Consider the following 19,346-nt stretch of genomic DNA (forward strand, 5'->3'; position numbering starts at 1 on the left):
ATATGAAAAAAATAGTCTTTTCATTCTTTTCAAATGCTATTGCCTAAGGGGAATTAAGTAGGGGTTTGCTATAAACATGGCAAAACCACCTAAAATAAACCTCGATACACCAGCATTGTGTATTTCAGCTACTCAATAATTGGGAAACTTCAGATCAGTAATATTGCCAACTTTTAACCTATCTTCGTGACATATACAGTCAATTTCCCATTATTTCAATGAGTTAAATTTTCAATCGGCCCCAGTTGGCACTACAGGTTTCATATCAACGATCGTTTTAACTTTTCCAATCGGGTCGGGGTTAATATTCAACGCAGTGTATATTTGTTTTTGTCTGGTTTCTGCTTTGCTTGTGGTTCGCAGGTGAATGATTGTATCGTTATCCGTGGGTAAAGTAATGGTCATGCGTTGCTGGGTCGACATCCTGTTGCGAATGCTTTCCCAGCTTAGATGGATGTCCTGCAATCTAAGTTGATAACGCAGTACATGTACCAGGTGGTAAGCTAATAATGTGATGAATAGGTGTCCGGTAACCCGCTCTTCTTTTTTGTGATAGACAGGGCGCAAGCCTAGCTCGGTTTTCAGGCTTCTAAAGGTCGCTTCAATCTCAGTCAGCATGGTATAGGTTAGCCATAACTGTTCTTCCGACCAGTCAGGGATATTCGTTCTTAGGCAGTAAACACCACAGTGCTTATCTTTTTGGTCACTTTCAGGTTTACGTTGCCATTCTATACCGATGGCTTTGTTTTTTTTGTCATCCGCGATAACGTTAATGGTGTAATCTGCAGCAACACGGCTATGTTTTTCACGTAGTCGTCCGATACGTTCCAGTATTTTGTCGTATTTTTTAAGGGTGCCTTTTTTGCTCAGACCTGTGTGCAGTTTTTCCAGGGCCTCTTCCAGACGAGCATGGAAGCGATTACGGATACCTTCGCTTTCGGGTTTCGGGCGCACTGGCCTTCAAAATAAGTATTGGTCAGATCGTACAATACAATCTTGCGGTTTAAATTGAACAACGTCTGCTCTCGGTCAGCCAGAAAATATTCAAGAGTTGCCTGACGTTTGAGTAGCTTGTCACTGACTGTATATAATCGCGTCAGGCTGGTGTTACCGTAGTCATGACCCAGTAATTCGCCCAGGCCTGTTCGATTTTGCAACCAGTCATGTGTTTGCAGTTCACTGCCGGGTGAAACCATACGTCCTATGATAGTGCCCAGGGCCGTCGCCGTATCTACTTTATTAAAGCCCAGCGCCATGAGTTTTTCGTCTAGCTGTAACTGCTGTGCGGCATGCAGTGCCAGGGTTTCAACACCAATACTACGGGCATTAATGGCTTCGACATGATTAATATCGACATGATGAAAATCTCGCGTTGTTGTTTTTGAATCTAGCGGTTGTGACAGTTTTGCAGTCATCAGTGAGCTATAGCGCTGGGCTGTTGCTTCCAGAAGTTGATTTAAATCATCGGCTAAATTGAATAGCTCTTCCTGATGTGGTTCCAAACCTTGCTGTAATTGTTCGATTCTGGCCGTCAGCAAGGGCCAGTACTTTTTATCAATCGTAAAGTCCGCACCTATATTGAGCAATGTACGTTGCTTGACTTGTTTTCCTATACGCACAGATTCTACAATGCGGTAAGTGAAATAAGCTGAGCCGTCTTCAAGGCTTTTTGTTTTGGTTCTTCGAATATACATACCACTAGCATCGGTGAAAAACCAGGGAAAATCAAGGGCCAGAGCAAGTTAAGATGGCACTACAGAGACCCTCAAAAAAAACACCATTGATTCTAAAGGGATTTTTACGATGAATTTTTAATGCGAATTATAAATCAATGACTTGAAGAGATAAAAGTGACGAAGATAGGTTAATTCTGCAAATTTATTTGCTGCAGAAGAATCTATTTCCAGCATGTTTCCGGTCTGGCCTTTTTTTGCGATTCTTTTTGTGATCTTGATTTTCAGAAAGCAACTCAATTGCGTTCCTCCTCTTGTACTAGAAGAAGAACCAGCCATAGATAACCCTCCCGAGCCAGCTGAAGCAGAAGCACCTACCATAGCAATCGCAGAAAATCACATCACAGCAGAAGTTTCCGAAACAGAGATATCTGCTCCTATTGCTACACCCGAACCAGAGCCTGAAGTCAGCCTGGAAACTAAAGCTAAAAATAATGTCTCGGGGAGTCGCTATTTTTGCGAAAGCTTGTTTTGGGCATCCCAGCCCAAGCAAGCAGCAAAAACTTAACGCGACCACTTATGCCTCCGGCGGCCCCGATTCGTCCTCGTCACCTCGTCCCGACCCAACAAGGGGTCGGAACATAGGCTCCAAATGACTTGACGCCGTGTCGGATGGCCTTTTATTTTGTCTCCACCTTCGCTAACGCTCAGACTCCGACAAAACAACGGCCCTACGGCTATCGCGGACTAAAAATCTTCACTTCGCTAAAGCTCCGTTTCCAGGATTTTCAGCGATTGACTTGAAAGATGATAGCCAGTGTCAGGGTAGTACCGCTAAAGGCACAAGGTGTAAGCGCAAAAACTCACTGTAAAATGAGGCCGGTTTGTTTGTATAATCAATGTGTTAGAAACTTTCATTATACACTAAAACTAGGCCTCATTCACGATTAACCTGTTGTTTTTAAAAAGAACTCAAGGCTTTTAGTCAACGGAATGCCATTAATATTAGTAATATCTAATATCTAATAAAAATAAGCATTAGCTGATATTCTTATGCTTTAAAAACTAGGAAACTTCAGTTTTATCTATAACCCATATAATAGTCGGTACTTACTAGACTGAAGTTTCCCAATAATTATTTATGGTAAAATTGAGACTATGCTACAACTATATGAAAAAAATAGTCTTTTCATTCGTTTCAAATGCTATTGCCTAAGGGGAATTAAGTAGGGGTTTGCTATAAACATGGCAAAACCACCTAAAATAAACCTCGATACACCAGCATTGTGTATTTCAGCTACTCAATAATTGGGAAACTTCAGCTTGAAATTACTTTTACTCGATGTTCAAGTTTTTTAACTGATTGATTTTATTGATAATTTTACTGACAAAGAAAGCATCAACATCATTGTAAATCAATCACTTATAAAACAAAGCCGGAAAAATTTACTTTTCTTAGCCCAGTTATAGCTGAAAACTTGAACATCGAGTAGAAATACTAAGTAATCAGTCACTAAATATATTGCCAGATATTTATTCTTGGCCTATACCCTATATAATAGATGAACTTCAACGCTACTATTTTTTTCAGATTTTTTTATGCTCTCATCTCGCCGCAAATTTTTAACCAATATGCTCACGCTGGTCTGCTCTAGCTTAGCGCTGATTTTTTCCAAAACCGATAAAATCAAATTAAAGCTGCCGCGCATCGCTGAAAATGGCTCTGTTGTACCTATTACAATAACCAGTAATATCCAAAATTCCGATACTGTTTATATCTTTTCGGAAAAAACCCGGTGCCTTTAGTGGCTAAATTTAGCCTGAACCCTGCATTAGACACATTTATAGGCGCACGCTTTAAAATGCAGGAAACTTGTCAGGCGCGCCATGCTACCTCACGAAATTCCGGGACTCCTGTCGCCATAATTCGTTCACCTACGCAGCGGATGGGAGATGCCCTGAACGCCCTGCGTCCGCAACGACTACGCACAAAAGCCGCTTCTTCGTGCAAAAGTTGATCCCGCACAAAGCACGGCGTTAAGACAGCTAGAGTATTTTTTAAGTTATCTGGACGCAGGTCTACCACTGAATGGCCCCTCTACGCGCAAATGAATACCACACAACCCAGTTGCACTGATATAAACGAACCTGGCTTGCTTCACATAGACCAGGCAAGAAAGACTATTTTGCAAACAATGCCTGTATTACAGGAAAGTCAGCAAATCCCTATCGAGCAGGCAAAAGGTCGTTGCCTGGCGGAGGCTATTATCAGTCCACTGCAAGTACCAGGACATACCAATTCAGCCGTTGATGGCTATGCTCTACGATATAGTGATCTGGCAGAGAGAAATGCACAAACCCAGCTAAAAATTAAGGCAACCGTACTGGCAGGACAACTGTATCGCGAAAACTGTCTGCCCGGTCATTGTATCCGCATCATGACTGGTGCTGCCATGCCGGCAGGCCTTGATACTGTCATTATGCAGGAACATTGCCTGGTTACGGGGAATGTCATGCAACTAGATGGTACTCATAAAAAGGGCGAAAATGTACGCCAGGCAGGCGAAGATATCCAAAGAGACGCAACAGTATTGGCCAAGGGGAAAATGCTATATCCTGCCGATATTGGCTTACTTGCATCCCTTGGTATCACCGAGATTAAAGTTATACGTAAGCTGCGTATTGCTATCGCTAGCACAGGCAATGAAATCAACAAAATTGCATCGGTTCTACCTGATGGTGGACTTTACGACAGCAACCGCTACTGTTTGCATGCAGCTCTGGCTCGCCCCGATATAGAGCTTATTGACCTGGGGATTATCCCGGATAATGAATCAGAGCTATTAAAGCACTTTAATGATGCTGCCGATTATGCCGATATTATTATTTCCACCGGCGGAGTCTCTATTGGAGAAGCTGATTTTACCAAAGCGGCACTTCAGAACAGTGGCAATATTGCTTTCTGGAAGGTCGCCATCAAACCAGGGCGTCCTATCGCCTTCGGTAAAATCAGGCAAAGTGTTTTCTTCGGCCTGCCAGGCAACCCAGTTGCAGTGTTAATCACGCTATACCAGTTTGTGCTTCCCGCCCTGGAAAAAATGCTCGGCATGACTGATAAACCCATTGCGCCACTTATTCAGGCGCGCAGTCTGGAAGCCATGCGCAAAAAACCAGGGCGTACTGAGGTGCAACGTGGTATAGTCGGCCAGACTGCAAGCGGTGAACTGCAGGTTAAAACTACGGGCAAACAAGGTTCGGGGATATTAACTTCAATCAGTATGGCCAACTGCTTTATTATCCTGGAGCATGACCGGGATGGCATAGAGCAAGGTGACTGGGTAGATGTACAATTATTTTCAGGTTTAATTTGAAGCACATCACATTCTTGATATTAAAGCCATAAGCTGATAAACAAGCTGTTTATAATACCGATTTAAATTTTACCAGGTATCATTTTATTGCTTTGCAATAACCTAACCCGCCTACAAATTTATTACCCTGCGATATCACACTTGCTTTAATTGCGCATACAAATCCGAGAAGAATTTATGATTCACAAACATATCGACTATTATAAAAGTTATATAAAAACCGATATTGCTGCTGGTCTGGTGGTCTTTCTGGTCGCTCTGCCCCTCTGTCTGGGTATCGCCATGGCATCTGGCGCTCCGTTGTTTTCGGGTTTAATTGCCGGTATTATCGGTGGTGTGATTGTTTCGTGGCTTAGTGGCTCGCAATTAAGTGTCTCTGGACCTGCGGCCGGTTTAACCGTGATTATACTCAATGCTATAGAGCAATTAGGCAGCTTTTCGGGATTTCTTATCTGCGTTGTTATAGCCGGGGTTTTGCAAATAATATTCGGTTATCTACGTGCCGGTGTTATCGGGGCATTTTTTCCTTCCGCTGTCATCAAGGGAATGTTAGCAGCCATTGGTCTGATTTTGATTATCAAGCAATTACCTCACTCAGTTGGCTATGATAAGCATTTTGAAGGCGATGAAAGCTATATGGATGAAACCGCAGCTGAAAGTTTTCAGGATATATTCGATGCATTTTCATTTATGTCTTTAGGTGCGACAATCATTACTGTGGGTGCTCTATTGATTTTGATAATCTGGGATATGCGCTTATTACAACGCTTTAGCCTGATTAAACTGATTCCGGGCCAGCTAGTCGCAGTTATCTGGGGAATAGGATTTAATTACATAGCCTTGCAATGGTACCCAGATCTTGCAGTGATGAATCGGCACCTGGTATCTCTACCTATTACTGAAAGCCTGTCCGACTTTCTGGATTTATTTACCTTGCCTGATTTCAGCTTTCTGGCCAAGCCGGAAGTCTATACTATTGCCATTACGCTTGCGATTATCGGCAGCCTGGAAACTTTACTAAGCCTGGAAGCGGTTGATAAGCTCGATCCATTAAAGCGCATTGCACCGACTAATCGTGAGCTAAAAGCGCAAGGTGTCGGTAACTTATTGAGTGGGCTGGTTGGTGGGCTGCCTATTACTGCTGTTGTGGTACGTAGTTCTGCTAATATTAATGCCGGTGGTCGTACCCGGATAGCCAGTTTTGTTCACGGTATATTTTTACTATTGAGTATTTTATTTCTTACCCGAACTTTAAATTTGATTCCCCTGGGTTGTCTTGCCGCTATCTTATTACAAACTGGTTATAAGCTAGCTCGGCCGCAATTATTTCAAGCTATGTACCAGCAAGGATGGAATCAGTTTTTGCCATTTCTCATTACGATAGTGGTTATTTTAACTACCGACCTACTGCAAGGTGTGGTCATTGGCATTATCATCGGTTTGCTATTTGTCATGAAATCTAATTACCTTGAGTCTATTACGCTGGAGTCCGGGAATGAATATGACACTTTGTCACTAAACAAAGATGTTTCATTCTTAAATAAGGCATTGTTAAGAAAACTATTATCTAAGGTTAAGGTAAATTCCACTTTGGTTATTGATGCCTCTAAAGCACAGTTTATTGACCATGACATTAAGGAAACCCTGGTGGATTTTCTAAAAACAGCGGCTAGTGATAATATTACAGTCAAGATATGTGGTTTTGACGAGCATCAGGTACCAGACCCGGATACGGTGTATGTAGGTGCGCACTAGTGTTCCGGAAACTTTGGTTTGATTGATGTTTTTTTGTTGCGTGGGTTAGCTTATCAAGCGTAGCGGGATAAGCTAACCCAACCTACCCATCAATCCATAATGCAGCTCTCTTAGTACAGAAAAAACATCTAACCATGCTTTTAATAATTGTTAATATGCTTGTTTAAGGTGATTTCTGTCAAAGAATATTCCACCTTACTGGTCTTTTTGTCCGTCTTCTGCGTTGTAGTAACTTTACGCAGCTTGCTATGTGTCTGTTACTACGTCTTGAATACGAACAAAAATCCTGCCCAATATTGGACAATTATTTATTTCCAGCTCCCTAAGACTATTTCAATCAGAAAATAACTAACAATATTATGCCGACAACTAAAGCTAATTTTAATACCGATCAAGTTCATGGTATTCCACATGATGTAGAAAATCCAGCGCAAATCGCCAAAAAATTACATCAACAATACACAGCTGATGTGGGCGTTTTTTTTACCGAAATAGCACTATTACCTATAAAGAAATTGTGCAAAATACTGTACGAATTGCCCAGTCATATATTTGAAGACAGGCGCGCCATGCTACCTCACGAAATGCCGGGACTCCTGTCGCCATAATTCGTTCACCTACGCAGCGGATGGGAGATGCCCTGAACGCCCTGCGTCCGCAGCGACTACGCACAAAAGCCGCTTCGTCATTACTACCTCACTGGCTGGACGGCTATTCAGAATGCAATTCTTGCTCCTCTCGCGTGCTGCTAGCACACGTCGAATCAGCGAATTGCCCTGTCGCCTATCAGGGACTAAAAATCACCACTTCGCTAAGCTCCGTTTCCATGATTTTCAGCGGAGGTTACACAGTTATCACAATTTACGGAAGACCAGGCAGGTGCATATATGCAAATGGAAATGGTCACGGCAGAATTGCATGATACCCTGCTAAAAGTGAAGCAAAAAGTTCGCAATTTTCGTATAGAAGAACCGGATAGCCCGATTTATAAATTATTTGTCGTCGATACTGATCAGCATTTAGTGGCGGTGCTACACTTTACCGACCTGTTACTTTTTGATGACCACGATAGTATGCAGGAAATTATTGACCGGGCGGCAATACACCACCAAAAACCACTGAGCATTCATGATACCACCCTGATTACCACAGTTATCCATTTATTTGAGGAATATGAACTCAGTGTCATTGCTGTTATCAACAAAGATGAACAACTGCAAGGTCGCATTGTGTTTGAAGATATCTATGATCTGATTCGCGTGCAGGAGCAGGGCCAGGCGCTAAAAATGGCTGGGGCTGATAAAGGCGCCGAAAATGAAAGTCTGGAATCCGCTCGTAAAGCACGATTACACGGGCTACTTATTAATCTTACTGCGCTAACATGTGCCGCCCTTGTCGTCAATATATTTGCTGAAACGATTGAACACATAGTCGCGCTCGCGGTACTAATGCCTATAGTTGCTGCATTAGGTGGCAATGTGGGTAATCAGGCGGTCACAGTAACGGTTAGAAAAATAGCTCTGGGTCAGGTTGACTGGCAAAATGCCTATCCGGTAATTCTGCGGGAAATCAAGATAAGCAGTATCAATGGGCTGATAATGGGAGGTGCTGTATCGATCCTGACAATGGCATGGTTTCACCAGGCGCTATTGGGATTGGTGATTGCTATAGCCATTATCGTTAATTTAGCAATAGCCGGTTTAATTGGCTCGCTAATCCCCTTATTAATTAAAAAGTTTGGAGGAGACCCTGCCATTGCATCGCCGTTATTACTCACAACGACAACAGATGCGATCGGTTTTTTTGTATTTTTAGGTCTATAGACTTTCAGAAAATTAATTTCCGAACAAACAAAAACGACAGAGGGGAAACTGGCTTATAATTTTCGTCCCAACACTAACGGAAACAGTCAAAAATGGTATCCCTCACTTTTTCAAAGTCAATTGTAGACCGACTAAAAAAAAATATGGCGACAGCTCTCAAGCTAAGTAATATTTGTTTATATCGATTAACTCAAGCTCTACTCTGGTTCAGTGAATGCATGGGAATCAAAGAAATAGCACGCCTAATGTGAGTCTGTGAAAAAACCATTATAAATTGGCTGAAAACATTCATGCATAAAGGTGTCGGTTGGTTAATAGGGCAACACTATCAAGGACGTGGTCGGAAGTCAAAGTTAACTAAAGACCAGAAAAATAAATTGGTTGAGTTGATAAAGAAAGGCCCAGAAGACAATGGATTTCATTGTGGAATATGGAATACTGCGATGATTGCCGAGCTTATTTGGTTAAAATTTGAAGTTCGTTATAACTTGAACTATTTATCAAGCCTAATGAAAAAACTGGGCTTCAGTTATCAAAAAGCTCGTTTTGTGACTGATCGCCAAGAAGAAGAAAAGTACGAGCTTGAAAGAAAAACGTGGCTGGAAGAAACATTGCCTGCCATTATGGAAAAGGCGGTAGAAGAAAAGAGTGTCGTTTTATTCGGTGATGAGGTGTCATTTGCTATGTGGGGTTCATTGGCACGAACCTAGGCTCCAATAGGAGAGCAACCCACAGTGAAAACATCAGGGATTCGAAAAGGGTTGGTACGATCGAACTCGAAGGAGGGAGTTTTCAATACCGAGAATCATTGGCTTATGAGATAAAACCAAAGTCACTTAGACTTTTAAAAGAAGCTGGGCTGCCTCAAGAATTTTTAGCTATTCTTAAAAGCTTAAAAAATGAGAAATATCCAACACAGAAGCTTTTTATGGAAGCGATATATTCTATTGCCGACAACGTCTTAATCGAGAGTTATAAGCCAATGATATTACAACACGCTGAAACATCTGGGCGTTTTAATGGTGAAAGCTATGTTGAGTTTTTAACACAATTGCTGGCTTATTATAAAGGCAAGATTATTCTAATTGAAGCAGGCGCGCCATGCTACCTCACGAAATTCCGGGACTCCTGTCGCCATAATTCGTTCACCTACGCAGCGGATGGGAGATGCCCTGAACGCCCTGCGTCCGCAACGACTACGCACAAAAGCCGCTTCGTCATTACTACCTCACTGGCTGGACGGCTATTCGGGGAGTCGCTATTTTTGCGAAAGCTTGTTTTGGGCATCCCAGCCCAAGCAAGCAGCAAAAACTTAACGCGACCACTTATGCTTCCGGCGGCCCCGATTCGTCCTCGTCACCTCGTCCCGACCCAACAAGGGGTCGGAACATAGGCTCCAAATGACTTGACGCCGTGTCGGATGGCCTTTTATTTTGTCTCCACCTTCGCTAACGCTCAGACTCCGACAAAACAACGGCCCTACGGCTATCGCGGACTAAAGATCATCACTTCGCTTAGGCTACGTTTCCATGATTTTCAGCGTCTCGGAATGCAATTCTTGCTCCTCTCGCGTGCTGCTAGCACACGTCGAATCAGCGAATTGCCCTGTCGCCTATCAGGGACTAAAAATCACCACTTCGCTAAGCTACGTTTCCATGATTTTCAGCGATGGTGCCCCGTATCATGGAAGCGGTGTTATTAAGGAATTTAAGTTAGCTAATGTAGATCGTTTGACAGTAGAACGTCTCCCTCGCTGTCAGCCCCGGACGGGCTGATAGTCTCCAGAAGGCGCAGGGAAATTTGCCAATCCGAAGTGCGCGATAGCGCGCGAGGGATGCTAAAATTTTATCCCGAATAGCCGTAGAGCCATTTGTGGTAGCCATGACTGAGCTGCTTTGTGCTCAGTCTGTGGCGGACGCAGGGCGGCTGGAGCATCTCCTATTCGCTGCGTAGGTGAACGAATTACGGCGACAGGAGTCCCGGAATTTCGTGAGGTAGCATGGCGCGCCTGGCGTTCTCGCCGGATTTTAATCCGATTGAGAAATTATGGAAAAATACGAAACGCGATTCGACTCATATGAAGTATTTTAAAACTTTTGAAGATCTTCATGATTCAGTTGTGCAAACTTTTAACACTTATATGTATGATGCCAGTAAAGTGATTTGTGTTATGCAAAAATTGCGGGAAGATTTCGTTGTTACCGCCTAAGTTTAAGCGCTCCAAATTTGGAAATTATTTAATTGAAGTGGATCATGCTACGCTCAATCATTGGGTTATCCGTTATTCTCCTGCCATTGCTGTAAAAGCTAAATCTCAGAAACGAGAAACCAATAAATCGTGGCGCATGGATGAAACGTATATCAAAGTGAAGGGTCAGTGGACCTATTTATACCGAGCTGTTGATAGTCACGGGGATACGCTTGATTTCATGCTTTCTGAGCACCGTGATGAAGAGGCTGAAACCGCATTTTTCAAACAAACGATTAACAATAATGGCTTTCCTGATAAGGTCGTTATGGATAAAAATGGCGCTAACTATGCAGGATTAGCCAATATTAACCTCTTGTTAATCCTCGCTGGGTTTGCCACTATGATTGACATATTACAAGTTAAATATTTGAATAACATCATCGAACAGGATCATCGCTTTATCAAAAAAATAACAAAACCGATGATGGGCTTTAAAGCGTTTCACTCCGCCCAAGCAACAATTGATGGAATTGAAACGGCACATATCATCCGAAAGGGGCAATTGTCTGAGGAAAATATTCCTGCTTATAAGCAGTTTATGGCTTTAGCAGGATAGTTATGCCTGAAGACCAGGAGGTCTGTGCTTTTGATAATTATTGCGACAGAACCAAAAAAACAACTTGTGCGTAATTAATAAATAACAACGCGGGGAGTCGCTATTTTTGCGAAAGCTTGTTTTGGGCATCCCAGCCCAAGCAAGCGGCAAAAACTTAACGCGACCACTAATGCCTTCGGCGCCCCAGACGTCCTGCGTACGTGCCACTTCGCCATTACCATCGTAAACTCGGTGCTGGCTTCGTAACACTCCCTCAAATGACTGGACGGCGTTTCGGAATGCCTTTTATTTTGTCTACACCTACGCTAGCGCTACGATTCCGACAAAACAACGGCCCTACGCCTTCTGGGGACTACCAGCCCTCGCTTTCGCTCTCCATGGCTGGCAGCGAAGGCATATCTATTTAATTTTTAGCAGCATTTCTTTAGCCCGGTTGATTTGTGCTGCAATATAACTGGAACCACCCCGATCAGGATGATTTTTTAACATTAACTTACGATGCGCCTCAATAATTTCCTGTCGACTTGCAGACAGACTCAGCCCCAATATCTTATAAGCCTGTTCCGCAGTCATCACACCTGCATGATTGCCACTTCCTGGATTTCCTGCAGCAGAAGCACTGCTCTCACGAAACATAAACCACAAGCGCTGCAGTTGCCGCGCATAGCGCAACAGCACTGGCAAAAAACGCGACACAAATGCAATAACCACACTTAAGGCCGCAATAACCCAGTTTAAGCGCCCCATCGTAGCTAGGAGTAAAAAGCTTAAAGCCACTGCATACAGAGCACTTATTTTAAGAAAACGCTGCCGCTCATCCGGTGGTTTGTGTAGAAAAGATTTTAGCCAAAAGAACGCAGCAATAATAAAAACTAATATATAAACTCTAATCAAGACTTATCCTTTATATTTCTTATTGCTATACAGACCAATAGAATCAGTGATAAAGCATACTACAGAAGATTCAGAAACAAGAATAAAATAAGCAAATAATTAGCATCACCTAACTCATGCACAGAAATACATGAAGTTTAGACTTTTTATTTTGCCGGCAATACATCCGCTTGTCGAGGAAGCGCAATTGAAATGATACTGGTGATAATAATAAATACAGCCGAGAGTAAAAGACAGGCTATCAGGCCTGAAGACTGATACACCCAGCCTGATAATAGGGTACCTATTAATCGACCTGATGCATTAGCCATATAATAAAAGCCTACATCCAAAGATACGCCCTCCTCCTTGGCATAGGCTACTATAAGATAAGAATGCACAGCGGAATTAACGGCAAATACAACACCAAAACCCAATAAACCTATAATTAACACCTTTTCAGCCGGCCAACTAGCATAAAGCATCGCTGCAATAATCAGCGGCAGTGTAGCCAGGCAAATTGACCAGAGCATTGCCGTTCTGCCATCAGGAATCATGCCGCGCCGAATCCCTGTGATTAAAGGTGCAATAGACTGCACAAAACCATAACCAATCACCCAGACAGCTAAAAAAGCACCCACATCGGTATAATCCCAGTGCAATTGCTCTTGCAGAAACATCGGCAGCGCAATCACAAACCAGATATCACGCGCGCCAAATAAAAAGAAACGTGCGGCAGAAAGATAATTAACCGCCGCGCTTGTAGAAAATATATCGCTAAACCCGGGTTTATATGTAGTTTTCCCCAGATTCTTTTGTAAAACCACATAACTAAACAGTAAAACTAGGGTCAAGCAGCCCGCCATCAAAGCTACAGTTCCTCTAAAGCCGATCAACGTCAATAGCAACGCACCCAGAAAAAACCCTATACCTTTAATGGTGTTTTTTGACCCGGTCAATAAAGCTATCCATTGATACAGTTTCCCCTGCGCATGAGCAGGCAACAATAATTTAATGCTACTCTTGGCGCTCATTTTATTCAGGTCTTTAGCTATGCCTGATATCGCCTGGGCGAACATAACATAAACCACACTGAGATAAACTGGCTCCACCAACAACATAGTCAAGGCAAGTATCTGCAGCGCCAGCCCGAAATGCATGGTAGCATTTAAACCCATATGTGCAGCAAACCAGCCGCCAACCAGATTAGTAATGACCCCACAAAACTCATATAACAAAAACAGGCTGGCAACTTCCAGCGGGCTATAACCTAACTGGTGAAAATACAGAATCACCAGCATTCTCAACGCACCATCCGGCGGGGAGTCGCTATTTTTGCGAAAGCTTGTTTTGGGCATCCCAGCCCAAGCAAGCAGCAAAAACTTAACGCGACCACTTATGCCTCCGGCGGCCCCGATTCGTCCTCGTCACCTCGTCCCGACCCAACAAGGGGTCGGAACATAGACTCCAAATGACTTGACGCCGTGTCGGATGGCCTTTTATTTTGTCTCCACCTTCGCTAACGCTCAGACTCCGACAAAACAACGGCCCTACGGCTATCGCGGACTAAAAATCATCACTTCGCTTAGGCTACGTTTCCCTGATTTTCAGCGTCAGAGTAAATGCCCAGTAATTAGCGGTAACCACGGCATATTGCCGTACTGAACTATTCATCTGAAGTTTCCCAATTATTGAGTAGCTGAAATACAGGTTCTGTCGCATAAATCCCCCTTCCCGACGTTATCTGCTATCATAATTCTCAATTTCAATAAAACTCGATGTTCAAGTTTTTCCATCCCATTGCCATCAAACTCTTACCTTCACCCAGTAGAACAATACTTTAATGATGCTGTTGGCCCTCGCTGTCAGCCCCGGACGGGCTGATAGTCTCCAGAAGGCGCAGGGAAATTTGCCAATCCGAAGTGCGCGATAGCGCGCGAGGGAGGCTAAAATTTTATCCCGAATAGCCGTAGAGCCATTTGTGGTAGCCATGACTGAGCTGCTTTGTGCTCAGTCTGTGGCGGACGCAGGGCGGCTGGAGCATCTCCTATTCGCTGCGTAGGTGAACGAATTACGGCGACAGGAGTCCCTGAATTTCGTGAGGTAGCATGGCGCGCCTGTATTAATTCACCTAACTCTTTCAGCTTATCACCAGGATCTGGAAACTCTAGCAATGACGTCAGGCGCGCCATGCTACCTCACGAAATTCCGGGACTCCTGTCGCCATAATTCGTTCACCTACGCAGCGGATGGGAGATGCCCTGAACGCCCTGCGTCCGCAACGACTACGCACAAAAGCCGCTTCGTCATTACTACCTCACTGGCTGGACGGCTATTCGGAATGCAATTCTTGCTCCTCTCGCGTGCTGCTAGCACACGTCGAATCAGCGAATTGCCCTGTCGCCTATCAGGGACTAAAAATCACCACTTCGCTAAGCTACGTTTCCATGATTTTCAGCGGATGAACTCAAGCAGTACATCCATTTGAGACTTGCGCTGTAAGCTTCCTACGGTATACGCAGGTAGTTTGCTTTCAATGCGGGCTATTTGCTCTGGGTGAAGGAGAAGGCAATGGTCAAACAAAAGACTCAGAATCAGGCCACGGCTTGATCCCTCTTCATCTAATTGTTTGGCCTCACGCCCCCATCCTTCATAAAGCTTCCAGTCCTCAAAGAAAACCTCAATCAGCCATCTCAACGTATAGGCTTGAATAATATCTTGTGTGCGCCAAGTCAGGTCTGTCGCCACTAAATAGCGATAGTCGTTTTCACCGTCATATTTTAAGGCAATGACAAAGCGCTTTTTACTGTGAGAACTCACCTTTAATCGTGCACTGCTGACAGTCACTTTAATCTCTTTGCCGCCACGTACACGTATTATCTGATCAATGCCTTTGTTAATCGAATTAAAGTAGCTCTCGACTGACCTTATTCTACCTCTATATTCAATATTTTGGTTTTTACGTAATTGGCTAATCACCTGCGAGCCTCCAGATTCTTTAGCGGCTTCGTCCATAAAGGCTTTTTCACCATAAAGCGCATTAGCCAGTACGCCTTTAATCTTAATCAGGCTATGCGCAACTTTAAACTCTTTTAATAAGCCTAATGCAATCTCTGTTTTGGTCGGGTAGGCACTGTCACGTTCAGGCTTAATAGGCCGATCTTTTTTTCTATACCGCTCTTTTTCAACCGTTTATCTTCTTTATCCCACTGCTTTAAGGCTGGATCCGGCATATAAAAGAAAAAACCGACAGGCACTGTAATGGATGAGGTAACTAGCAGCAATAATACTATCGTTTGTCCATTAACATACCCGCCGGAGCCTTTGTGTTTCTGCTTGTAAACCTTATAAATACGTTCGGGGAGTCGCTATTTTTGCGAAAGCTTGTTTTGGGCATCCCAGCCCAAGCAAGCAGCAAAAACTTAACGCGACCACTTATGCCTCCGGCGGCCCCGATTCGTCCTCGTCACCTCGTCCCGACCCAACAAGGGGTCGGAACATAGGCTCCAAATGACTTGACGCCGTGTCGGATGGCCTTTTATTTTGTCTCCACCTTCGCTAACGCTCAGACTCCGACAAAACACAGGCGCGCCATGCTACCTCACGAAATTCCGGGACTCCTGTCGCCGTAATTCGTTCACCTACGCAGCGAATAGGAGATGCTCCAGCCGCCCTGCGTCCGCCACAGACTGAGCACAAAGCAGCTCAGTCATGGCTACCACAAATGGCTCTACGGCTATTCGGGATAAAATTTTGGCCTCCCTCGCGCGCTATCGCGCACTTCGGATTGGCAAATTTCCCTGCGCCTTCTGGAGACTATCAGCCCGTCCGGGGCTGACAGCGACGGCCCTACGGCTATCGCGGACTAAAAATCATCACTTCGCTTAGGCTCCGTTTCCCTGATTTTCAGCGTTTGTAGACTTAGATCGTGCTCGGTCTGATTCATCAAAGGCCAACACACCTTCAGTAATGCCATAACGTTTTAAAATTAAGACCACACTCACCCGTAGCAACCAGTCCCAGGGTATACTTGCTTTACGAAACACCCAGGATAATGCGGCTACTTTGCAATCTCCAAGGCTTGATCGCTCAAACTTAGCCCAGCAAACAGAGTTCATTAGCAGTATGCCCGTTAAACAAGTGCCCAACCAAGCGGCTTGAATCCGTGTCAAAGCGGCTCCGGTTTTTAGCTGATTGAGCGCATCATTTAAATCGTCAATATAGCTTTGGATAAAGGTGGCTGGGGCATTCATTAACATGGGATTACACCGATAAAATTACAACAACCTCAGAATACCTGATTTTACCTTCTCAATATCAAAAACTTGAACATCGAGTAAAAGGTGGATCACATGCTCAGCTTCAAAGGCGCTCACTTTCAAAAAGATGTCATTCTTTATGCTGTTTTCTTTTATGTCAGGTATGGCGTTTCGTATCGCGACCTTGAAGAAATTATGGAAGAAAGAGGTCTTGAAGTGGATCATGCTACGCTCAATCGTTGGGTTATCCCTTATTCTCCTGCCATTGCTGTAAAAGCTAAATCTTGGGGAGTCGCTATTTTTCGGGGAGTCGCTATTTTTGCGAAAGCTTGTTTTGGGCATCCCAGCCCAAGCAAGCAGCAAAAACTTAACGCGACCACTTATGCCTCCGGCGGCCCCGATTCGTCCTCGTCACCTCGTCCCGACCCAACAAGGGGTCGGAACATAGGCTCCAAATGACTTGACGCCGTGTCGGATGGCCTTTTATTTTGTCTCCACCTTCGCTAACGCTCAGACTCCGACAAAATAACGGCCCTACGGCTATCGCGGACTAAAAATCATCACTTCGCTTAGGCTCCGTTTCCCTGATTTTCAGCGTCAGAAACGAGAAACCAATAAATCGTGGCGCATGGATGAAACGTATATCAAAGTGAGGTCAGTGGACCTATTTATACCGAGCTGTTGATAGTCACGGGGATACGCTTGATTTCATGCTTTCTGAGCACCGTGATGAAGAGGCTGAAACCGCATTTTTCAAACAAACGATTAACAATAATGGCTTTCCTGATAAGGTCGTTATGGATAAAAATGGCGCTAACTATGCAGGATTAGCCAATATTAACCTCTTGTTAATCCTCGCTGGGTTTGCCACTATGATTGACATATTACAAGTTAAATATTTGAATAACATCATCGAACAGGATCATCGCTTTATCAAAAAAATAACAAAACCGATGATGGGCTTTAAAGCGTTTCACTCCGCCCAAGCAACAATTGATGGAATTGAAACGGCACATATCATCCGAAAGGGGCAATTGTCTGAGGAAAATATTCCTGCTTATAAGCAGTTTATGGCTTTAGCAGGATAGTTATGCCTGAAGACCAGGAGGTCTGTGCTTTTGATAATTATTGCGACAGAACCCCTGTTTAGCCTGCCTACCCGTTTAAGAAGACGGATAGGCAGGCTAAAATCATGCCATATAGTTGCAATCTTTAAGTTCGTGCCGCTCGCGACACTTTATCATATGGTTCTGGAAAGGCTTTTAAAGCACCTGTTTGCTCACGTAGTTTATCCAGTAAGGTATGGTCAAACATTTTGCGTATTTCTTCTCGAGTTTGATAAGTATCCGCATATAAAGCCTGGAAACCCATCAGTGTTCCCCTATCAATTGATGCCGTGAGACTAACCTCGCCACAAGAGAGCTCATAAAGCACTGTAAAGACATTCCTGTTATTATTGCGTTTTGAACTGCCCGAATGGTATACGAGCTGATACGAGATATTCTTGCCTGGAAAAATAATGGATTCACAAAACGATCTCGTTTTTGAGCCTGTTGCTGCCTTATCTCCAGAGCCTCGCTATATTTTTTATCCGATGGATGAATCAATTCTGGCTGTTGTGTTTTTGAACTCTCTTCAAACACGCGCATTAAATTATAGCTCATTGCAGTCAGGCGCATTTGATTTTCAAGTGAGCGGGTATTGGAAGACCAAGCTTTAGTTTCCTTGAAATTACTTTTAGTGTTATTGAATGTCTTTTCAATCGTCCATCGCTTGAAATACAGCATGGCAATGGTTCCAGGGTTAATAGTCATTGGCAAGGTTGTCACAAACCGGTGAAGTTTTCCGGTTTCTGGATCACGGTAATCCACCACGTTAAATTTGATGCCCTTGTTTTCGTACACACTGTATGCTTCAACCCCTGTATTGATCTCATGGCGGGAGTCAAAAGGGATAGACTCAACCAGAGTCGCAATTGAATTTTCTTTTAGCATTGAAATCATGTAATTAGCATGTCGTTTCTGCCGATCCCACCAGACAAAGTCGGTGACGGCTTTATCGTAGACATAGAGATGTTTCTGAGAGCTGTTATTTCCCTTGTTTTGCTTTTCAATATGATCTCGTAACACAGGTATTTCTTGATGCCTCTGAGTTCCGTTTGTCACCAGACAAAGAAATCTGAGCAACCCACTTCTGAGATTCAACGCGTAAATCCCCCCAGCCGCATAAACTTTCCCCTTGCTGTTTTTTTCAGTATGGCAGGCATGATCAATAAAATGTCCATCCGCTGCTTCTATGGTGTATTCGTCAAGTTCCGGGAATGCTTTAAGATAATCAATGCCTTGCGACAGCAGTGTTTCAGCGTGAAGATGATAGCTCTGCTGTTCAAATGCCTCAAGCATACTTGTTCGTCTATGCGACTTCAGTGATTTAAAATACGTTGAGTGGGGAAGCAGCTGGCCATAAATCTGTTCATTGGTTTGGAGGAAATGGCGACCACTATCGACTACACTGATACAGCGTAATAACCCAAGGCGAATAAAGTCGATATCCTTCAACTCTGGGCATGAACGAGCCCACAAAGGATGACGCTCTGCTAACAGGGCACGTTCCATACTTTCATTGCAGTGTTGGTGAATATGTTCAGAGAGTGGTAGGTCTTTAAGCATGGGTGATATCCGTTTATGAGGTGATTAAAACGGAAATTTTTAGAAAATTTTTTCGGCAATTGCAAGCTTTATTTGAAATTATTTGTTGTTTTTTTACGGTGCCTACAGAGTGTCTA

32 protein-coding genes and 4 pseudogenes are annotated in these 19,346 nt (G+C 43.7%); 24 read left to right on the top strand and 12 right to left on the bottom strand.

Annotated elements, in window-relative coordinates:
• Positions 1–231 precede the first annotated feature (231 nt).
• Positions 232–1,694 (bottom strand): annotated as a pseudogene (locus tag K6984_RS36140) (IS1634 family transposase).
• A gap of 495 nt (positions 1,695–2,189) precedes the next feature.
• Between K6984_RS36140 and K6984_RS33265 the strand changes: the two are divergent.
• The 5 genes from K6984_RS33265 to K6984_RS11500 all read left to right on the top strand — a co-directional run bounded on the left by K6984_RS33265 (position 2,190) and on the right by K6984_RS11500 (position 6,799).
• Positions 2,190–2,318, top strand: a complete 129-nt coding sequence (locus K6984_RS33265; protein ID WP_263458596.1) for a hypothetical protein — start codon at positions 2,190–2,192, stop codon at positions 2,316–2,318.
• A 27-nt stretch (positions 2,319–2,345) separates the two neighbouring features.
• Complete coding sequence (locus K6984_RS33270) at positions 2,346–2,477, top strand: hypothetical protein (protein ID WP_263458723.1); 132 nt, start codon at positions 2,346–2,348, stop codon at positions 2,475–2,477.
• Positions 2,478–3,272: 795 nt separating this feature from the next.
• Positions 3,273–3,479 (top strand): thiosulfate oxidation carrier protein SoxY, encoded by a 207-nt coding sequence (locus K6984_RS11490; RefSeq protein ID WP_221895664.1) that lies wholly within the window; start codon positions 3,273–3,275, stop codon positions 3,477–3,479.
• 302 nt (positions 3,480–3,781) lie between these two features.
• Positions 3,782–5,044, top strand: coding sequence for a molybdopterin molybdotransferase MoeA (gene moeA, locus K6984_RS11495; protein ID WP_221895665.1), 1,263 nt, complete (start codon positions 3,782–3,784; stop codon positions 5,042–5,044).
• Positions 5,045–5,221: 177 nt separating this feature from the next.
• Positions 5,222–6,799: a SulP family inorganic anion transporter gene (locus K6984_RS11500; protein WP_221895797.1), complete on the top strand. Its 1,578-nt coding sequence runs from the start codon at positions 5,222–5,224 to the stop codon at positions 6,797–6,799.
• 504 nt (positions 6,800–7,303) lie between these two features.
• On the opposite strand, the gene K6984_RS11505 is transcribed toward K6984_RS11500, so the two are convergent.
• The gene (locus tag K6984_RS11505) at positions 7,304–7,471 is read right to left on the bottom strand and encodes a hypothetical protein (protein ID WP_221895666.1); all 168 of its coding nucleotides are present in this window, start codon (positions 7,469–7,471) and stop codon (positions 7,304–7,306) included.
• Here K6984_RS11505 and K6984_RS11510 point away from each other — a divergent pair.
• From K6984_RS11510 to K6984_RS11525, 4 genes are all read left to right on the top strand, one after another.
• On the top strand, positions 7,428–7,721 hold the full coding sequence (locus K6984_RS11510; RefSeq protein WP_221895667.1) for a hypothetical protein: 294 nt from the start codon (positions 7,428–7,430) through the stop codon (positions 7,719–7,721). The genes K6984_RS11505 and K6984_RS11510 overlap by 44 nt on opposite strands.
• Entirely contained in the window at positions 7,693–8,622 is a 930-nt protein-coding gene (locus K6984_RS11515; RefSeq protein WP_221895668.1) for a magnesium transporter, read from the top strand. Before K6984_RS11510 ends, K6984_RS11515 begins: the two co-directional genes overlap by 29 nt.
• A 92-nt stretch (positions 8,623–8,714) precedes the next feature.
• Positions 8,715–8,873 (top strand): hypothetical protein, encoded by a 159-nt coding sequence (locus K6984_RS11520; protein ID WP_221893723.1) that lies wholly within the window; start codon positions 8,715–8,717, stop codon positions 8,871–8,873.
• Between the two features lie 39 nt (positions 8,874–8,912).
• Positions 8,913–9,332 (top strand): winged helix-turn-helix domain-containing protein, encoded by a 420-nt coding sequence (locus tag K6984_RS11525; RefSeq protein ID WP_221895669.1) that lies wholly within the window; start codon positions 8,913–8,915, stop codon positions 9,330–9,332.
• Positions 9,333–9,703: 371 nt separating this feature from the next.
• On the opposite strand, the gene K6984_RS33275 is transcribed toward K6984_RS11525, so the two are convergent.
• Positions 9,704–9,826 carry a hypothetical protein gene (locus K6984_RS33275; protein WP_263458724.1) on the bottom strand — a complete coding sequence of 41 codons (123 nt, stop codon included), beginning with the start codon at positions 9,824–9,826 and terminating at the stop codon, positions 9,704–9,706.
• Here K6984_RS33275 and K6984_RS11530 point away from each other — a divergent pair.
• Genes K6984_RS11530 through K6984_RS11535 form a run of 3 tightly spaced genes read left to right on the top strand, consistent with a single transcriptional unit; the run spans position 9,783 to position 10,324 of the window.
• Positions 9,783–9,938, top strand: a complete 156-nt coding sequence (locus K6984_RS11530) for a hypothetical protein (protein WP_221895670.1) — start codon at positions 9,783–9,785, stop codon at positions 9,936–9,938. The two genes, K6984_RS33275 and K6984_RS11530, sit on opposite strands and share 44 nt — an antisense overlap.
• Positions 9,887–10,015, top strand: a complete 129-nt coding sequence (locus K6984_RS33280) for a hypothetical protein (RefSeq protein ID WP_263458691.1) — start codon at positions 9,887–9,889, stop codon at positions 10,013–10,015. The genes K6984_RS11530 and K6984_RS33280 overlap by 52 nt, the downstream gene beginning before the upstream one ends.
• A gap of 27 nt (positions 10,016–10,042) precedes the next feature.
• Positions 10,043–10,324: a hypothetical protein gene (locus K6984_RS11535; RefSeq protein ID WP_221895671.1), complete on the top strand. Its 282-nt coding sequence runs from the start codon at positions 10,043–10,045 to the stop codon at positions 10,322–10,324.
• 10 nt (positions 10,325–10,334) lie between these two features.
• On the opposite strand, the gene K6984_RS11540 is transcribed toward K6984_RS11535, so the two are convergent.
• Complete coding sequence (locus tag K6984_RS11540; protein ID WP_221895672.1) at positions 10,335–10,505, bottom strand: hypothetical protein; 171 nt, start codon at positions 10,503–10,505, stop codon at positions 10,335–10,337.
• A gap of 12 nt (positions 10,506–10,517) precedes the next feature.
• Here K6984_RS11540 and K6984_RS11545 point away from each other — a divergent pair, with 12 nt between their 5' ends.
• From K6984_RS11545 to K6984_RS11555, 3 genes and pseudogenes are all read left to right on the top strand, one after another.
• A complete protein-coding gene (locus K6984_RS11545; protein WP_221895673.1) occupies positions 10,518–10,703 on the top strand; it encodes a hypothetical protein in 186 nt (61 codons plus the stop codon).
• Positions 10,622–10,831 (top strand): hypothetical protein, encoded by a 210-nt coding sequence (locus K6984_RS11550; protein WP_221895674.1) that lies wholly within the window; start codon positions 10,622–10,624, stop codon positions 10,829–10,831. Before K6984_RS11545 ends, K6984_RS11550 begins: the two co-directional genes overlap by 82 nt.
• A gap of 31 nt (positions 10,832–10,862) precedes the next feature.
• Positions 10,863–11,429, top strand: a pseudogene (locus tag K6984_RS11555) (IS6 family transposase); the annotation flags it as partial.
• 399 nt (positions 11,430–11,828) lie between these two features.
• Here K6984_RS11555 and K6984_RS11560 read toward each other — a convergent pair.
• The gene (locus K6984_RS11560; protein WP_221895676.1) at positions 11,829–12,323 is read right to left on the bottom strand and encodes a DnaJ domain-containing protein; all 495 of its coding nucleotides are present in this window, start codon (positions 12,321–12,323) and stop codon (positions 11,829–11,831) included.
• Between the two features lie 146 nt (positions 12,324–12,469).
• Positions 12,470–13,660 (bottom strand): organoarsenical effux MFS transporter ArsJ, encoded by a 1,191-nt coding sequence (arsJ, locus tag K6984_RS11565; RefSeq protein WP_221895677.1) that lies wholly within the window; start codon positions 13,658–13,660, stop codon positions 12,470–12,472.
• Between arsJ and K6984_RS33285 the strand changes: the two genes are divergently transcribed.
• Entirely contained in the window at positions 13,638–13,766 is a 129-nt protein-coding gene (locus K6984_RS33285; protein WP_263458596.1) for a hypothetical protein, read from the top strand. The two genes, arsJ and K6984_RS33285, sit on opposite strands and share 23 nt — an antisense overlap.
• A gap of 27 nt (positions 13,767–13,793) precedes the next feature.
• Positions 13,794–13,967 (top strand): hypothetical protein, encoded by a 174-nt coding sequence (locus K6984_RS11570; protein ID WP_221895678.1) that lies wholly within the window; start codon positions 13,794–13,796, stop codon positions 13,965–13,967.
• A gap of 141 nt (positions 13,968–14,108) precedes the next feature.
• Here the strand turns inward: K6984_RS11570 and K6984_RS11575 are convergent, their stop codons facing one another.
• Complete coding sequence (locus tag K6984_RS11575; protein WP_221895679.1) at positions 14,109–14,294, bottom strand: hypothetical protein; 186 nt, start codon at positions 14,292–14,294, stop codon at positions 14,109–14,111.
• A gap of 12 nt (positions 14,295–14,306) precedes the next feature.
• On the opposite strand from K6984_RS11575, the gene K6984_RS11580 reads away from it, so the two are divergent.
• Entirely contained in the window at positions 14,307–14,531 is a 225-nt protein-coding gene (locus tag K6984_RS11580) for a hypothetical protein (RefSeq protein WP_221895680.1), read from the top strand.
• Between the two features lie 20 nt (positions 14,532–14,551).
• Positions 14,552–14,767: a hypothetical protein gene (locus K6984_RS11585; protein ID WP_221895414.1), complete on the top strand. Its 216-nt coding sequence runs from the start codon at positions 14,552–14,554 to the stop codon at positions 14,765–14,767.
• On the opposite strand, the gene K6984_RS11590 is transcribed toward K6984_RS11585, so the two are convergent.
• Both K6984_RS11590 and K6984_RS11595 read right to left on the bottom strand, forming a co-directional pair.
• On the bottom strand, positions 14,757–15,455 hold the full coding sequence (locus K6984_RS11590) for a transposase (protein WP_221895798.1): 699 nt from the start codon (positions 15,453–15,455) through the stop codon (positions 14,757–14,759). The genes K6984_RS11585 and K6984_RS11590 overlap by 11 nt on opposite strands.
• Positions 15,404–15,586 (bottom strand): hypothetical protein, encoded by a 183-nt coding sequence (locus K6984_RS11595; protein ID WP_221895681.1) that lies wholly within the window; start codon positions 15,584–15,586, stop codon positions 15,404–15,406. Before K6984_RS11595 ends, K6984_RS11590 begins: the two co-directional genes overlap by 52 nt.
• Before the next feature lie 90 nt (positions 15,587–15,676).
• On the opposite strand from K6984_RS11595, the gene K6984_RS33290 reads away from it, so the two are divergent.
• The gene (locus tag K6984_RS33290) at positions 15,677–15,805 is read left to right on the top strand and encodes a hypothetical protein (RefSeq protein ID WP_263458596.1); all 129 of its coding nucleotides are present in this window, start codon (positions 15,677–15,679) and stop codon (positions 15,803–15,805) included.
• Positions 15,806–15,860: 55 nt separating this feature from the next.
• Here the strand turns inward: K6984_RS33290 and K6984_RS11600 are convergent, their stop codons facing one another.
• The gene (locus K6984_RS11600; protein WP_221895682.1) at positions 15,861–16,001 is read right to left on the bottom strand and encodes a hypothetical protein; all 141 of its coding nucleotides are present in this window, start codon (positions 15,999–16,001) and stop codon (positions 15,861–15,863) included.
• A gap of 12 nt (positions 16,002–16,013) precedes the next feature.
• On the opposite strand from K6984_RS11600, the gene K6984_RS11605 reads away from it, so the two are divergent.
• Complete coding sequence (locus K6984_RS11605) at positions 16,014–16,190, top strand: hypothetical protein (protein ID WP_221895683.1); 177 nt, start codon at positions 16,014–16,016, stop codon at positions 16,188–16,190.
• Here K6984_RS11605 and K6984_RS11610 read toward each other — a convergent pair.
• Positions 16,187–16,561, bottom strand: coding sequence for a hypothetical protein (locus K6984_RS11610; RefSeq protein ID WP_221895684.1), 375 nt, complete (start codon positions 16,559–16,561; stop codon positions 16,187–16,189). The genes K6984_RS11605 and K6984_RS11610 overlap by 4 nt on opposite strands.
• A gap of 93 nt (positions 16,562–16,654) precedes the next feature.
• On the opposite strand from K6984_RS11610, the pseudogene K6984_RS11615 reads away from it, so the two are divergent.
• From K6984_RS11615 to K6984_RS11620, 3 genes and pseudogenes are all read left to right on the top strand, one after another.
• A pseudogene (locus tag K6984_RS11615) lies at positions 16,655–16,828 on the top strand (IS6 family transposase); the annotation flags it as partial.
• 52 nt (positions 16,829–16,880) lie between these two features.
• Positions 16,881–17,009 (top strand): hypothetical protein, encoded by a 129-nt coding sequence (locus K6984_RS33295; RefSeq protein ID WP_263458596.1) that lies wholly within the window; start codon positions 16,881–16,883, stop codon positions 17,007–17,009.
• 144 nt (positions 17,010–17,153) lie between these two features.
• Positions 17,154–17,649, top strand: a pseudogene (locus tag K6984_RS11620) (IS6 family transposase); the annotation flags it as partial.
• 282 nt (positions 17,650–17,931) lie between these two features.
• On the opposite strand, the gene K6984_RS11625 reads toward K6984_RS11620, so the two are convergent.
• Positions 17,932–19,230, bottom strand: a complete 1,299-nt coding sequence (locus K6984_RS11625; protein WP_221895624.1) for a transposase — start codon at positions 19,228–19,230, stop codon at positions 17,932–17,934.
• Between the last annotated feature and the right edge of the window lie 116 nt (positions 19,231–19,346).

The organism is Bathymodiolus japonicus methanotrophic gill symbiont (assembly GCF_019721995.1).
Classification (GTDB): Bacteria; Pseudomonadota; Gammaproteobacteria; order Methylococcales; family Methylomonadaceae; genus Methyloprofundus.